Raw genomic sequence first — 15,247 nt, 5'->3', positions numbered from 1 at the left:
AGTTTTTTTCTCCTTTTTACTTATTCAGGGATTAAAGTCCAGCCCGGATTGAGCTTGGCTTTATAGATAAACATGTGGTGAAGGATGTGTTTGATCCAGTGACCCGCAAGTCCGATTTCACCGAAAGTATAATCCAAATCACGTCCTAATCCAGGATATTTTTCAAAGTCAGGAACAACAGGATAAACGGTCAATGCCGCAGCGGTACCGTCAAATAGACCTTTACCTGCTGATGCGACACACGCTGCACCCATTTCTGCCATTGATGCCTCATGCAAATGCGCACTCGGTCCTTTTTTGATCAAATCACAAACACTGTGAGCAACCGCTTTACCGATAATACCGCTTGGCATACCTGTACGCGGAGGTGTTGGGAAAATTTGAGTACCGTTTGGTGAACTCATCGGTTTAGAGATCGGATGCGGAGGAGCAAACGCGATACCTGCAGCGAAGAGATTTTTGTATGTTGGATTTTGATACGTACGAGGCCAGTCAGACGCTTTCCAGTTTTCATACGCACCCGCATCGTATTTTGCATCAACTTTCATAAAGCCATTCGGTGCGAATACGGTTGCGGTGATATCTTCACCCGCTTTGTCATAGGCTTTCAGTCCTACTCCGGCGAAAGGTGGAATCAACATCGCGAAATCGAATGTCTCTTCACCCATTGTACCATCGAGAAGCTCATACGACACTTTCCCTTTTTCAACTTTGTTAACGTGAGCACCGATCAACCATTTGACACCGCGCTCAGAATACAAAGACTCTGCGAAAAGACGTGAAGATGCCGCGTATCCGCCGCGTTTCATGTGTAATCCGCCGATACCGAAGTCACCGAGGAATGATTCGTTAGAGATCCATTGGATATCTGCCAAATCACGAACACCCGCTTTGCGAAGTTCATGTTCAATGTTGAAGATATACTCGAACGCCGCACCTTGACACGTACACATACCGTGACCTGTTCCGATGAGGAATTTTTGACGCTCCCCTTTTTTCATCTTTTCGATAGATTTTGCAAACTCATGCGCTGCATGGTCGGCGTGATCTGCCGTACAAACGGAGACGGTAAATTCACCTAAGCCGTTAGCATCACCAAGACCCGGAGTAGCAGCAAAATTAAGTTTTGGCCCCGTTGCATTGATAAGATAATCATACGTTACGTCTTCGCTTTGTCCCGCTTTGCCTTGACCGGTATACTCGATAGTAACATACGGTTTGTCGCTGCTAGCATTTCCCTCAGGATTGAGGCTTAGTGCTTTTGCCTGTTTGTACGTAATCCCTGCTTTTTGGTACACGGGAGCAAGGTCAAAAGTAACCTCTTCTTTAGACATTTGACCGACACCGACCCAAATATTTGAGGGGATCCAGTTCCATTTCGAGTTAGGGGTAACAACAACTACCTCATGTTCTTTTCCGAGCCAATCTGCCGCAAACGTTGCAGCGGTATGTCCAGCAACACCGCCACCGAGGACAACTACTCTTGCCATATCTTCTCCTTGAATGAATTCCATAAAACCAGATTATAATACCTTATCATCACAATTATATCACATACTTAAAATAAACATTGCAATCGAAACTAAAGTTTTTAGAAAAGGACCCTGTGTTACTTTTCTTCACAATCTATGAGGTAGCTAGCCAATTTGTCCTTTTCGGTTTTAAAAATGTTTATTTCATTATTTTTAGCAGAAATGCATACTGACGTCAAAATATCTTTTCTATTTGACTTTTTACGTCGTAAATATTATAATTTCTATCTGTGCATAAATGAATATAATAATAAGATGTATTTATAATTAAAAAGGGTTGTTACTATGAAAAGTGTCCTTATCATCGGGGGTGGAATAGCCGGAGTCGAAGCTGCCATTTATTACCGTAAAGAAGGGTTTGAGGTTGAGCTTATCAGCGATCGCAATTATGTGTTTATCTATCCTATTGCTATTTGGATTCCCATCAAAACTATCCCTTTTAAAAAGGCTACCCTTTCACTGGACAAACTTGCCGCACGACATAATTTTAGACTCACGATAGATCGTCTCATTTCTATCAACGGTGCTGAAAAGAGCATTTCTCTTGAATTGGGAGGGCTCCGAATAGCCGATCATCTCGTCATTGCGACGGGAGCCGCAAAAATGAGACATGAAGGGCTCGAACATACCCTCTCCATATGCGGTGCACCCGAACAATCACTCTTGCTTAAAGAGAAAATAGAGGCATTGATAGAACGCGGGAGCGGAAAAATTGCCTTTGGATTCGGCGGCAATCCTAATGATTCCAGCAGTGTGCGCGGAGGACCCGGATTCGAACTTTTTTTCAATCTCCATCATCATCTCTCACAACTCGGTATCCGTGACAATTATGAAATGACGTTTTTTGCTCCTATGCCCCAACCCGGTGTACGGATGGGGAAAAAAGCATTGTCCTCTATTGAGACGATGTTTAAAAATAATCACTTTGGAACCCGTTTTGGAAAAAAAATCAAACGGTTCGAAACCAACAGTATCATTTTTGAGGACAATAGCGTACTCGAAAGTGATCTCACCATGTTTATCCCTGCGGGAGATGGAATGACATTGATAAAAGAGTCTGATCTTCCCCAAAACAGTGCCGGATTTATCCGTATTAATAATTACTGTGAAATCGAAGGGGTTGAGGGATGGTACGCCATCGGTGATGCTAGCGCGCTCGAGGGACCGGAATGGAGAGCCAAACAAGGTCATCTCGCCGAAATAATGGCACGCAACGCTGCCCATAATAGTGCCGTAGCGTATGGCCTAAAATCAAACCCGAAAAAAACCTATCAAGAGCATCTGAATATAGTGTGTCTTATGGATACAGGAAACGGAGCGGGGTTTGTTTATCGTAACGATAAAAAAGTATTTTTCATCTCCCTCCCGATTATCGGGCATTGGATGAAACTCGTATGGGGCTGGTATTATAAACTTTCAAAAATGGGGTATATCCCTCGCATTCCGGGGATGTAACTAAACCGCCTCTAAAATCTTCGTCACTATCTCATAAACATTGTTGGAGAGGTTCGGATGATTTTTTATCCGTTCCAACTCACTCCCCATCAATGTTTTTTGATCACTATTTAAACGTCCGTAATTTTTAAATGCCCCTGCCAGCCCCGAAGCGATTTGAGGGTTTATGGCATCAATTTCAATCACTTTGTCGGCAACAAATTTAAATCCATCTCCGCTATGATCGTAAAATGCGACCGGATTACGGGCAAAACTTCCGATTAAAGCGCGGACAAGATTCGGTACTTTTACATCGTATGCACGGTTCTCTTGCAACGCGACGACGCGTTCCAGTGTCCCTTCCCGTCTTGAAGAGGCTAAGACGCTAAAATATTTGTTCATTACCAACGTCTGATCGTAATAGCGATTGTAAAAATCTTCCAATGCACTTTTTGCTAATTCGGGAGCATAATTTTCAAGCAGATCAAGTGCCGCCAAACGCTCACTCATAGAGCGAGATTGATAGTAATGTTCTAAACAAACGGCACTTATCGGCTCCTCTTTCAAACTCATCAGCAACCCCAACAGACGATTTTTAAGGGCACGTTTTCCCATACTGATCCCGTCAATATGAGTGTTTGAAGGATCATACAATCTTTCGATACGAGTGTGTAACTCACTGGAATAGCGTTTCGCCAGTATCCGTTTGAGTTTCTCTTGCGCCGTAACGATTGCAGCTACATCGATATGCTCCTGACGCTGCATCAGTGTTGTAATACTCGGCAATTCCAAAATCTGAGATTTAAACATCGACTCAACCGACTCATCACGTAATAATGCACCATAACTTTCAATATAGTGCTCATTTACCTCTGCACCGCTCATCATAGCTTCAAGTGTCTCGATTCCAAAACGGTAAGCCGCTTCATAGCGGACAAATCCTTCACTCTCGTGTGCCATCAAAAATGGATAATCGATTGTCTCGCACTCGATTATCACAGGGGCACTGAATCCTCGATTCAAGGAGAGACGCGGGAGGGTAGGGATCTCTTTAAAGAGAATCTCACTCACCTCTTTCTCCAGCCATAGCACATCCTTATGCAACAGCGTCACATCATCGGTTTTAAGTGCATATTCGCTACCGTCTGAGGCTAACAGTGCCATTCGTAACGGCATCGCATACGGCAACTGTTCTTGGTTCTTGGTGTTTTTAGGGATGATTTGGATGATTTTCAAAACCAGTTCAGCCGACTCGGGGAAATACTCACTGGATATACGCAATGTCGGAGTCCGCTCTTGCGAATACCACCGCTTGAATTGCATCAAATCAACGGGGCTTTGAGACTGCATCGATTCGAGGAATTCTTCGGTTCCCACCGCTTTTCCGTCAAACTTATCAAAATAATAATCCATCGCGGCTCGAAACTTCTCACCCCCCAATACGGTATGCATCATCCGAATCACCTCGGCACCCTTCTCATAGACGGTTGCCGTATAAAAGTTGTTGATCTCCATATAGTGATCGGGTTTGATCGGATGAGCGGTGGGGCCTGCATCCTCTACGAACTGCCGCTCACGCAACGCTCTGATATCATCCAGACGCTGTGTCAGGGGGGAGTTCATATCGGCACTGAAAGATTGATCCCGAAAAACCGTCAACCCCTCTTTGAGAGTCAGTTCAAACCAATTACGGCACGTGATCCGATTCCCCGTCCAGTTATGAAAATATTCATGGGCGATAACGCTCTCAATTCCCATAAAATCACTGTCGGTAGCACTGTCTTCATCGGCTAGAACATAATGGGAGTTAAAAATATTAAGCCCTTTATTCTCCATCGCTCCCATATTGAAACTGTCTACCGCTACGATGTTGTACACCTCTAAATCGTATTCTCGACCATACGTGACCTCATCCCACTCCATCGACTTTTTCAAACTGCGCATCGCGTGGTGGCATTTATCCTCGTTCCCACGGTCGCAATAGATTGCCAAATCGACCTTTTTACCGCTAGCCGTCGTGTAGCTATCGTGAATGGAGCCTAAATCCCCTGCAACGAGGGCAAAGAGATAACACGGTTTTGGGATCGGATCTTCCCACACCGCCAGATGTTTGCCGTTATCCAGTGTCGCCGTACCGCGAAGATTTCCATTGCTAAGAAGGATAGGGCATCTCTCTTTAGAGGCGATAATTTTCGTTGTAAATTTCGTCATTACGTCAGGTCGGTCAATACAATAGGTGATGCGACGGAACCCTTCAGGCTCATTTTGGGTACACCAGATGCCGCCGGAGCGATAGAGCCCCTCCAACTCCGTATTTTGATCAGGATAAATCCGGTTGATGATACGAATACGTGCGGTGTCGGAATCGAGGGGGATACGAATTGCACCCTCCTCCTTCGTATACATATCGTCGCTGTAGAGGATATCATTGACCCATAACAGCTCCAAATCAACCATTTCACCATCAAGTTTCAGTTCACGTGCTTCACTGTTTTGGCGTCGAATTTCCATAATATTTTCAACACGGGTGGAAGATTCTTCGATAATAAACTCCAATGAGCAGGTCTCTATCGTATAAGGGCTGGGAGTGTAGTCTTTAAAAAAAATCGTTTTGTGTTCTTGCATAAGAGTTCCATCTGTTGTTTTTGAAATGATACTCAATTTACGCTACACTTAAGACATTAAAATATAAAGCAACATTTATGAATAATAATCTTTATCTTGCACGACAACCGATTTTAGACCGTGCGGAAAATATCATAGGGTACGAATTTTTTTATCGTAACACCTATGGAGAATGCGTTATCGATGACCCCCGACATGCTACCGCATCGGTATTAGTCAATTTACTCAATCAAATCGGTTCATCCTCGGCGTTTGGCGAACTTCCGGCATTTATCAACACCGATGGACCGTTGCTCCTAACCGATATACTCCGTACCCTTCCCAAAGAAAAATTTGTCTTCGAACTCTCGGCATCGATAAAAATGAATTCCCGTATTCATGAAGCGATTCGATATTTCCATGCGCTGGGATATCGGTTTGCCTTGGATAATGCTTCCTTTCATCCTTCGTATTTCGAAACTTTTTCTACGATTTTTCCCTACATTGAATTTGCCAAATTCGATGTCACCCAAACCGATGTAGAACAATTCACCTATCTCCCTAACCCCTATGGACAAATGAAACTCATTGCCCAAAAAGTGGAATTCTACGAAATGGCAGAAGCGTATGAAGCTCTCGGATTTGAGTACTTTCAAGGATTTTATTTTGCCCGCGCCCATCTAATCACACAGCGTCGGATCGATCCGCAGTACGTCCAATTAATGAAAATTTTTTCACTTCTTCAAAACGATGCGACAATGGAAGAGATATGTGACGCTTTTAAACATCAAAGCATTCTCTCGCTTCAACTCTTTCAATTTCTCCGTTCCGTCCATCCTGAACATATAGAGGGGGTAACATCCATACGGGAGATGATTGAGCGATTTGGGAAAAATGCTCTTATGCAGTGGTTGCTGTTGCTCATTTATTCCAAATCGGGGACCAAAGCTATTGATGAGAAAAACTCGTATGCTGTTTTTGCCCAAAACAGAATCGATCGTATGATTGCATTACTCCAAAAAATTACCCCCGATTTTACTGAAAGCCAAGTAGAACAAATCCATTTGATAGCAATGCTTTCACTCTTGGAAGGATTTATGAATATTCCGATGGAATCATTACTGCAAACACTTCATCCATCCTCAGAGATAGAAGATGCGCTCTTAGAACATACGGGGGTATTGGGGAGAATTTATGCCGCATCTCTCAAACTCGAAAGCGGCGATGTGAACGGAGCGACAATAGTGCTGAAGCCGTATGGGGTTACCCCCGCTCAGCTTAGCTCATAGCATCCATAGAGAGCAGAAGTTCATCCATTTTTTGATCGACGGTTCCGACATACTGGGTTAGATCCATCATCTCATCCATGTTTTGTTGCAATGATTCACTGTTATCGTTGATGGCTTGAATCAGGACATTGATCGTTGCAGAGATTTCAGATAGGCTTTTTTGGGTTCGTTCTGCAAGTTTACGTACTTCGTCCGCAACAACGGCAAATCCGCGTCCATGTTCACCCGCACGTGCCGCTTCTATCGCGGCATTGAGTGCAAGAAGATTGGTTTGATCGGCGATATCGCCGATCGTTACTAAAATAGCCTTCGTCTCCTGAGCATTTCCAACAAGTGCTTGAAGATTTCCGGAAAGTTCATGCTCTCTCCCGGCTACGCTTTGTATACGCTCTACCGTAGAATTAATCATACCGTTGAGTTCCACAAACTTGGTAGAGCGAAGATCTTCAATCGTCCCTTTAAGATGCTTGGTATTGTTATCAAGAATCTCTTTGGCTTCATTATTTTGGTGTTCCAGCGACTGCAATGCGATTCCAAGATCGTTGATTTTTGTCAACATCTGACCCATTTTCCCCTCAACATTTACCTCGGCACGAGTCGCGAATTTTCCTTCGCTCAATGCTTCAAGAACTTTGATTGCACCGTCAATATTTTTTTCGGTCGCATCCAGCATGCTATTCATCGTTTTACGAAGCAAATGAACATGAGGGGTTTTTGTATCACTCATAACTCGGCACATATAATGACCGTCTCTTACTTTATCCGCTAAAAGCACCATCTCACCTGCCACAAGCGTATCACGAAGAAGCATCTCTTCATGTGCTTTAGCAACCGCATTAAGCTTTTCTTCGATGCTTCCGCTCTGGGCTTCCATCGGGGTCAAACGATTTCGCTTAAACTGCATAAGCTGTAAAAAATCATCCAATTGTTTTCGTGTTTTTTCATCGCCCTCTACCGAAGTACTGACAAGCCCAATAGCCGTAAGCATCATAATCACCACTACCGCTATTAAAGTCCCTACACTTTGTGTGAGTAACCCGATGAGGACACCGATGAGCGCTATGCCGACCAAGATGGTTATTTTGACTGAATTCTTCATCGCTAAGCCCTTAAACCATAGTCTTGTAAAGACGCTCAGCTTCAGAAATTTCATCTTCTGAAGGTTTACGACGGCATGACAAATATCCGCACTTCCCGTTTTCGCATCCGACATTAGGATAAACCGTTGCGTAGACCCAATAGAACCCGCCGCTTTTGGTTGCATTTTTTACATATCCGGTCCAAATCTTCCCGCTTTTGACAGTGTCCCAGAGATCTTTAAATGCCGCTTTGGGCATATCGGCATGGCGAACAATACTGTGAGGCTTCCCGATAAGCTCATCGATCGTATAACCGGCAATTTTGCAAAAATCGTCATTAGCAAAAAGGATGTTTCCCTTTTCGTCCGTTTGAGATACTAAAAAATCAGTATCTTTCAGTACATATTCACTACCCATTGCCTGCACCTTCTCAACAAATTTTGTTATCTTTGTGATACTAATGCAAATAATGTGCCAAGAGGCTAAAAATAACGAAAATAATTATATATTCATCGTCAATTAGTTTATGATGTGTAAATTAGTAACAATATCCGTTTACATTAACCCGTTTAACATCAGATAGCGATACATAGGCTGAAGCATGTACAAATCAAATGCCCACCAAACCCATCGAGGCTGTGCCGGATCCAGAGGGAATGATGGCGCCAAACCGTCATAATTGAACTCTGCCATAATGATTTGGCCGTACGAAACTTTGAGAGGACATACCGTATAGCCGTCAAATTTAAGTGCAGGCTCTTTTTTCTCCATAACCGCAATAAGATTTCCGACGACAATCGGTCCTTGGTGACGTGCACTTCCCCCTGTTTTACCGACCGGAATACCGCACACGTCTCCGATTCCAAAGACATTTTTGTAGCGACGATGCTGAAGCGTTTCACGATCGACTTCGAGCCACCCTTTGGCCGTCCCTTTTTGCCATCCGAGCAGTGAGTTAGCTACCGCGTCCACTGCCGCTGTCGGAGGAGAGATATGGATAAAATCGTACTCTATTGCAACTTCATCTTCTTTTTCAATCGTGTCATATTCTTCGAGGTCTTTGTCGTATTCCCCTTGGACTTCGTATTTATGCAGGAATGTTGCTACTTTTTTCTCTGCATCGATACGGATAAGATCATGACCGAATTTGTTGGTGATATTACCATACCCCTTTTGCACTTTTTGGATAGCCTCATCAATCTCAGGAAGACTAAAGAGTTTGTCACTGGCGGTTGCAAATATAAAATCAGCGCTCAAATTATCACGCTTGAGATAATCATCACTGAGATAGAGGATTTTTTGCGGTGCACCGCCGCATTTGAGAGGAGTCGAAGGCTGCGTACAGAGGACACGAGGTTTAGAGGTTTTTGCCGCTTCATGGACAGCTTTAAACCATTCGTACGTAATTGTCCCCCCCTCTGCCGTTCCTGCGGCAAGATCGCTTAAATAGACACTTGATATACCGTTTTTACCGATCATATCCGAAGTCAATCCTTCGATTTGTTCATAATGGTATTGTACCCCTGTAGCAACGACAAGAAAATCGTACTCGACGACGGTTCCATTTTTGGTTGTTATTTTGTTGTTATCCGGATCAAATGTGCTTGCTTCATCTTTAATCCATGTCACATCATCACCGATATAACCGGTATTATCGAAAATAATATCTTCGGGTGCATATTCCCCCGCCGCAACAAAAATCTGTCCCGGCTGATACACATGTTTCTCATTAGGAGCAATAATCGTAATATCCGGTTTGGCAAGTGCACGACGTAGCCGAGCAAGTACCATCAATGCACCGGATCCCCCTCCGACAATCACAATTTTACCCACTGCGTTAGATGCGGATGCTTCCAACGTTGTAGGAGCTGCCGCTCCGGCTAATACCGATGCGGCTACCGGTGAAAGCGCCATCATTTTAAGAGCATCACGACGTGAAAGCCCCTCTTGCGCTTTTATTTTTTTCATGATTTCCTCAGGGATCATACTCTGCTCCTTTTGATATTTTTGTGAGACGTTAATACCCACATTATCGCCGTGAATAGATTAAACTTTCTTAAAAGTGAATGACTTTTCAGCAAATCGCTATTACATTTTTACAACACTGGTTTCCCAACCGTCATAAGCACCGTCAAATCGGACGGTAAGATCGATCAAATGGAGCGTTAAACTATCGATATCGTAGTAAAACGGTTTGTCTTGACGGTAGAAACTGACCCCCATCATCGGTGTTTTTTCCGTAGGATCGATTAAATGCTTCATACTAAACCCTTCAGATTCGATTTGGGTGATAAAAGCATCTCGTTGCTCACCCGTTTCAAAATAGGCTTTATGTTCAATAGCTCTGTTCAAATGAAGCGAATCACCCTGAGTTTTTAGATGGTCGCACACTTTATGATTTTGAATGATCTGCCATTCAATGGGTGTAGGGAAAAGGAGCTTATGATAAATTTCCCAGTCACTGTCCATTTTGGAACCGTACTCATAGTCATAATCCGAAAATTCTTTCATCGCCGCTTTGACCGCATCGGGCCATTCAAAATTGTGTTTAAGATAATAAATAAACGTCATCTCGCCGTTGGATACGATCTTACCGACATAACTTCCGATACGATATCGCAAAGACTCCATCTCAATTTTATCTTCGATGAAAGAGAGCTGTGCCTCTTCATCTTCGCTAATTAGCCCTTTATCATTGGGCGCTTTCATTTTTAGTTTGATAAATCCGACATAATATTTATCTTCACTCGGCAGTTCTACCGAAATACCCGCATTGACCAAAACCGAGGCAAGATGGCCATCGATCGTTTTAATATATAATTCCCAATATTCTTGCATCTTCTACTCCATTTCCAAAGTCATTAAAAACATATCTTCACCGTCAATTACTTTGACATCCAAACTTTCACACGCAGGGCATTTGTAAAAAATCTCACTCAATTCGGTTACCGTAGCGCATTGGCGGCACTCGATCACCAACGGCTGAACGTTCATCACGAAATCAGCACCGTCGCACACCGTCTTCTCTTTAAACGTATTAAACGCAATTTCGAGCAGATGAGGCTCGACGCCGCTCATCTTCCCAATTTTGACGACGATTTTACTCACCGATTCGGCTTCATTCTCACGTGCGATATCTTCACATTGTGTCAAAAGCGCTTGAACGATACTGTATTCATGCATTTTTACAATCCTTTTAAATAATTTGGGGTCTGTATCGGACACAGTTTATAGACAAAATCTTTGCGAAGACGGTTAAATTCGCTGAGAGGATCGTAAAAGCTCGGATACATCTGTTCGAGTTCTGCCTCACGATGACGCTGAATCTCCTCTGCAAAAGCGGTGTGATTGATTTTTTGACGTTTGGCATCCAAAAGCTCATCATAGCGCTCGTCATCCTCACACAAAGAGAAACAATAACGATGTAACTCTTCTCTATAGGTCTCATCATCTTCCGATAAAACCGTATCGACCAAACCGATAGCCTGCGCATACGCAGCACTGATCGGCAGACAGCGGCTTGTCAACGCGTACGCTTTTTCTTCTCCGACGCGGCGTGGCAGAGTATAGGTCCAATACTCGCTCCCGTGAAGCCCAAGCGTTTGATAATGGGGGTTTAGAACAACCCCCTCGCGCGCAACAACCAAATCGGCAGCAAGAGCCAAAAAGACTCCACCTGCCCCAGCATTACGTCGCAGGGCACTCACAGTAAGCACCTCATCGCACAGTAAAATCGATTTGACTACTTCGTTCATCGAATGGATATTCGACCATCCGTCTTCATCCGATTTTTTCGAATCTTCCATGATGTTCAGATGGATACCGTTGGAAAAAAATTCTTCTCCCCCCATCAACACAAGGACTTTAATCCCCGATTGTTTCAGATGATCAAACGCGTATTTCAATCGGACACACTGATGGGCACCCATCGCACCGTTATGAAAATCAAATCCAAGATACCCTATCTCATCACGCTCAATATAGGTAATCTCTTTGAACGTCTCCACCGTCGGATGAACAAATAGCGGCAATCGATCTTCCATCACCCCTTTGAGCCGATCTTTGAGGACATAGGTTGCGGGGAGTTTGATACTGGGGAGATGACGCTCTTTGAGGTGGGTAATCCAAATCGCTCCGTCTTTCGTCCCCAGACAAATCGCCCCCTCACGCTTCGCCAGAATTTCTTTGATTCCACCGCGCAGTTTCCCCTCACGATGAGCACCGTAGAGGGTACATTCCAACCCTAAGATTGTATCCAGAACCCCCGGATGGCTATCGGCGGATCGGATTTTAGTAAGAATACTCTCGGTGGAGTCGTTTTCCCAATCGATCCGACGATCGCTCTGCGTCATCGCTCTGTGCGCCGAACCGCTCAAGCTCTCCGTATCTTGAGCTATCGGAATAAACGTCGAATCATTGACTACCCTCAACAACTCATCCGCCAATCGTATTGAGAGACTGGTCGTTTCATTGCGGTAAAGGGATGCTTTGCTTCTCTGCGGCATAGCGAATGTCCCGTGCGCGTAAATATCCCCCGCATCGTACTCACCGTTGGCACGCAGTATACACACTCCCCACTCAGAGGATTGGTTCAAGATAGCCCAATCGAGTGCATGAGCACCGCGATCTCCGGCAATCCCCGGATGGACGATAAACGTCGGTATCGTACTCCAGATACTTTCAGGGATTCTCTTCTTTAAAAACGGGGCGATGATAATATCGGGGAAAAACGCTTCCGTTTCGGTGATGAGCTGTTCTTCGGTGATCGCAAAAGCGATTCCGACCTGTTCACCCCGATCTCTGAGATGGCAAAACACCCGTTGAGATAAAGAATTAAATGCGCTGACCACCAACAAAATACGCAATGTTTATCCCGTTTAGCAGATTCGAGGCAATAACTCACCCGTAGGTAAATCCATAAACCGTTTCGATCCCCACGGACTGAGAAGGAGAACCCGTCCGTCATGCTGATGGGTTACCGAGGCGATGATGCTCGCCTTTGAACCCTCTTCGAATGTTTTTAACACCTCCACCGCACGCTGGGCATCGGAGCGTTTGATCGCGAGGACAAACGTCCCCTCATTCGCCAGATTGTACGCCTCGAATCCCAATATCTCACAGATTCCTCGTACCTCGTCGCTCACAGGAATGGTCTCTTCATTTACTTCGATACACACTTTGGACTGTTTCGCCCATTCGTTTAGCACCGCCGCAACACCGCCGCGCGTCGCATCCCGCATCGCGGTTATCGCAATCCCCTCAGAAAGAAGTTTTTCGACCAACGGCCACAACGACGTACAATCGCTTTGGAGGTTACTGCTGAACTCCATCCCCTCTCGGTTGGCAAAAATGGTTGCACCGTGTTTGCCGATCTCGTTGGAGACGATGATCACATCCTCTTCACTCACGCTGTTCGAAGATATCCCGCTCTTTTGAACGACACCAACACCCGTCGTATTGATAAAAATTTTATCAACACTTCCACGCGGAACCACTTTGGTATCACCGCAGACGATCACGGCACCGTTAATCTCAAGCTCTTTTTTCATCGAGCGGACAATCTTTTCCAACTCTTCGACCGAAAATCCCTCTTCGACGATGACCGCACACGTCATATAGGTCGGCTTTGCCCCCATCATTGCAAGATCGTTACACGTACCGCAAATACTGAGTTTCCCAATATCCCCGCCATCAAAAAAGATAGGACTGACGGTAAAACTGTCAGTCGTAAAGGCTAAACGCCCCCCGTCGATGATCGCCGCATCTTCGCTTTTTTCTAAAATTTCATTTTTAAAATGTTTGTAAAATATTTTTGAGATCAGTTCAGCGTTTTCTTCCCCGCCGTTGCCTTGGGCAAGTACAATATTTTTTGTCATAATAGATTCCCGTATTTATAATATGCGGCGCACGCCCCCTCTGAACTCACCATACAACTCCCCAACGGAGAGCTCGGCTTACATGCCGTTCCAAACACACTACACTGTTGCGGTTTTGCGAATCCGCGCAAAATATCGCCGCAGATACAGAGTTTGTGATCGTCGATCTCATCGTAGGGAAGAACCTCTTTGTAAAGTACTTCGGCATCGTACGGCGCAAATGCATCACGCAGTTTCAAACCGCTGTTGGGGACATTTCCCATCCCCCGCCATTTGAACAGATCCACTTTCTCAAAATACTTCTCGATCAATGCTTGGGCTTTGAGGTTCCCCTCTTGGGAGACAAGCCGTTTGTACTGGATTTCTAAATCACTGCGTCCCTCGTTAAACTGCTTGATCATCATATAAATCGCTTCCATCACATCGACCGGCTCAAATCCCGCAACAACGACAGGAATACGGTAATGTTCGGGGAAAACCGCATAAATCTTCGATCCGCTGATAACACTGACATGCGAGGGTCCGATAAACGCATCGATACGGTGATCGTAACTGTTGACGTGTTCATCACGGCTGTCAATCAGCTCTTTCATCACTTCGGGTACGGTGACGTGGTTGATATGAAAAAAGATGTTTTTGATATCGCGTTTGATAACCACATCGAGCAATGCGGCACTCATCGGGGTGGTCGTCTCAAAACCGATTGCAAAGAAAATGATCTTTTTTGTCGGGTTCTCTTCGGCGACTTTGAGCGCATCCATCGGCGAATAGACGTAACGGACATCCGCACCCTTGGCACGGGCATCTTGGAGCGATCCGTGACTTCCCGGAACTTTAATCATATCGCCGAGGGTGAGCAAAATCACATCCTCTTGCATGGCAAGGGTATAGGCGTGATCGATCCGCTCTTTGGGCATGATACACACCGGACATCCCGGTCCGTGAATAAAGTTAATATTCTCGGGTAACAGCTGAGTCAAACCGTATTTCATGATCGTATGGGTATGTCCGCCGCACACTTCCATGATATTCACCGTCCTGCCAAGCTTTTCAGCCTCTGCAGCGATCAGTTTTTGAAAGCTTTTAATTACCTCGGGATTGCGAAATCCGTCATAAAGATCTTTTAGTTCCAAAGAACTCATGGCGCTTCACGCACGGGACAATTGTCATCATCGAGTACCATTTGACGGCGATCTTCTTCATCGAGTTTTTCCAATATTTCCTGATAGACCCGAAGCGATTCAAGTGCATCTTCCTCATCGATTTTGTTCATGATAAATCCGATATGTAGCAGTACATAATCGCCGATTGCAACTGTCCCCTCTTCCATTAGATCGAGGCCGGCAGTACGTTGGATTCCCATCGTATCAACCGTTGCAATATTTTGTTCCGTGTCAATGCTGACCACTTTTGAGGGAATCGATAAACACATA

General features: G+C 44.7%; 12 protein-coding genes and 1 pseudogene. 2 read left to right on the top strand and 11 right to left on the bottom strand.

Features of this window, described 5'->3' with window-relative positions; all coding sequences use genetic code 11:
* Positions 1-20: 20 nt before the first annotated feature.
* A complete protein-coding gene (locus Q8O20_RS06200) occupies positions 21-1,490 on the bottom strand; it encodes an NAD(P)/FAD-dependent oxidoreductase (RefSeq protein ID WP_305530450.1) in 1,470 nt (489 codons plus the stop codon).
* 327 nt (positions 1,491-1,817) lie between these two features.
* On the opposite strand from Q8O20_RS06200, the gene Q8O20_RS06195 reads away from it, so the two are divergent.
* Positions 1,818-2,987 carry an NAD(P)/FAD-dependent oxidoreductase gene (locus tag Q8O20_RS06195; protein ID WP_305530449.1) on the top strand — a complete coding sequence of 390 codons (1,170 nt, stop codon included), beginning with the start codon at positions 1,818-1,820 and terminating at the stop codon, positions 2,985-2,987.
* On the opposite strand, the gene pepN is transcribed toward Q8O20_RS06195, so the two are convergent.
* A complete protein-coding gene (pepN, locus tag Q8O20_RS06190) occupies positions 2,988-5,591 on the bottom strand; it encodes an aminopeptidase N (RefSeq protein ID WP_305530448.1) in 2,604 nt (867 codons plus the stop codon).
* Positions 5,592-5,668: 77 nt separating this feature from the next.
* On the opposite strand from pepN, the gene Q8O20_RS06185 reads away from it, so the two are divergent.
* Positions 5,669-6,859, top strand: coding sequence for an EAL and HDOD domain-containing protein (locus Q8O20_RS06185; RefSeq protein WP_305530447.1), 1,191 nt, complete (start codon positions 5,669-5,671; stop codon positions 6,857-6,859).
* Here Q8O20_RS06185 and Q8O20_RS06180 read toward each other — a convergent pair.
* From Q8O20_RS06180 to Q8O20_RS06140, 9 genes and pseudogenes are all read right to left on the bottom strand, one after another.
* Positions 6,849-7,151: pseudogene (locus Q8O20_RS06180) on the bottom strand (methyl-accepting chemotaxis protein); the annotation flags it as partial. The gene Q8O20_RS06185 and the pseudogene Q8O20_RS06180 sit on opposite strands and share 11 nt — an antisense overlap.
* A gap of 817 nt (positions 7,152-7,968) precedes the next feature.
* Positions 7,969-8,355 carry a PAS domain-containing protein gene (locus tag Q8O20_RS06175; protein ID WP_305530446.1) on the bottom strand — a complete coding sequence of 129 codons (387 nt, stop codon included), beginning with the start codon at positions 8,353-8,355 and terminating at the stop codon, positions 7,969-7,971.
* A 138-nt stretch (positions 8,356-8,493) separates the two neighbouring features.
* A complete protein-coding gene (locus Q8O20_RS06170) occupies positions 8,494-9,924 on the bottom strand; it encodes an NAD(P)/FAD-dependent oxidoreductase (protein WP_305530445.1) in 1,431 nt (476 codons plus the stop codon).
* A gap of 102 nt (positions 9,925-10,026) precedes the next feature.
* Positions 10,027-10,776: a DUF695 domain-containing protein gene (locus tag Q8O20_RS06165; protein WP_305530444.1), complete on the bottom strand. Its 750-nt coding sequence runs from the start codon at positions 10,774-10,776 to the stop codon at positions 10,027-10,029.
* A gap of 3 nt (positions 10,777-10,779) precedes the next feature.
* Positions 10,780-11,121, bottom strand: coding sequence for a hydrogenase maturation nickel metallochaperone HypA (hypA, locus tag Q8O20_RS06160; RefSeq protein WP_304738764.1), 342 nt, complete (start codon positions 11,119-11,121; stop codon positions 10,780-10,782).
* Positions 11,122-11,123: 2 nt separating this feature from the next.
* Entirely contained in the window at positions 11,124-12,803 is a 1,680-nt protein-coding gene (locus Q8O20_RS06155; protein ID WP_305530443.1) for a hydrogenase maturation protein, read from the bottom strand.
* Positions 12,804-12,815: 12 nt separating this feature from the next.
* Positions 12,816-13,814 carry a hydrogenase expression/formation protein HypE gene (gene hypE, locus Q8O20_RS06150; RefSeq protein ID WP_305530442.1) on the bottom strand — a complete coding sequence of 333 codons (999 nt, stop codon included), beginning with the start codon at positions 13,812-13,814 and terminating at the stop codon, positions 12,816-12,818.
* The gene (gene hypD, locus Q8O20_RS06145) at positions 13,811-14,956 is read right to left on the bottom strand and encodes a hydrogenase formation protein HypD (RefSeq protein ID WP_305530441.1); all 1,146 of its coding nucleotides are present in this window, start codon (positions 14,954-14,956) and stop codon (positions 13,811-13,813) included. The genes hypE and hypD overlap by 4 nt, the downstream gene beginning before the upstream one ends.
* The gene (locus Q8O20_RS06140; RefSeq protein ID WP_305530440.1) at positions 14,953-15,246 is read right to left on the bottom strand and encodes a HypC/HybG/HupF family hydrogenase formation chaperone; all 294 of its coding nucleotides are present in this window, start codon (positions 15,244-15,246) and stop codon (positions 14,953-14,955) included. The genes hypD and Q8O20_RS06140 overlap by 4 nt, the downstream gene beginning before the upstream one ends.
* Position 15,247: the final 1 nt, after the last annotated feature.

The sequence above is a fragment of the Sulfuricurvum sp. genome (assembly GCF_030691015.1).
Classification (GTDB): Bacteria; Campylobacterota; Campylobacteria; order Campylobacterales; family Sulfurimonadaceae; genus Sulfuricurvum.
Note: the sequence above shows the minus strand (reverse complement) of the source record. Positions and strands in the feature narration are given on the sequence as shown.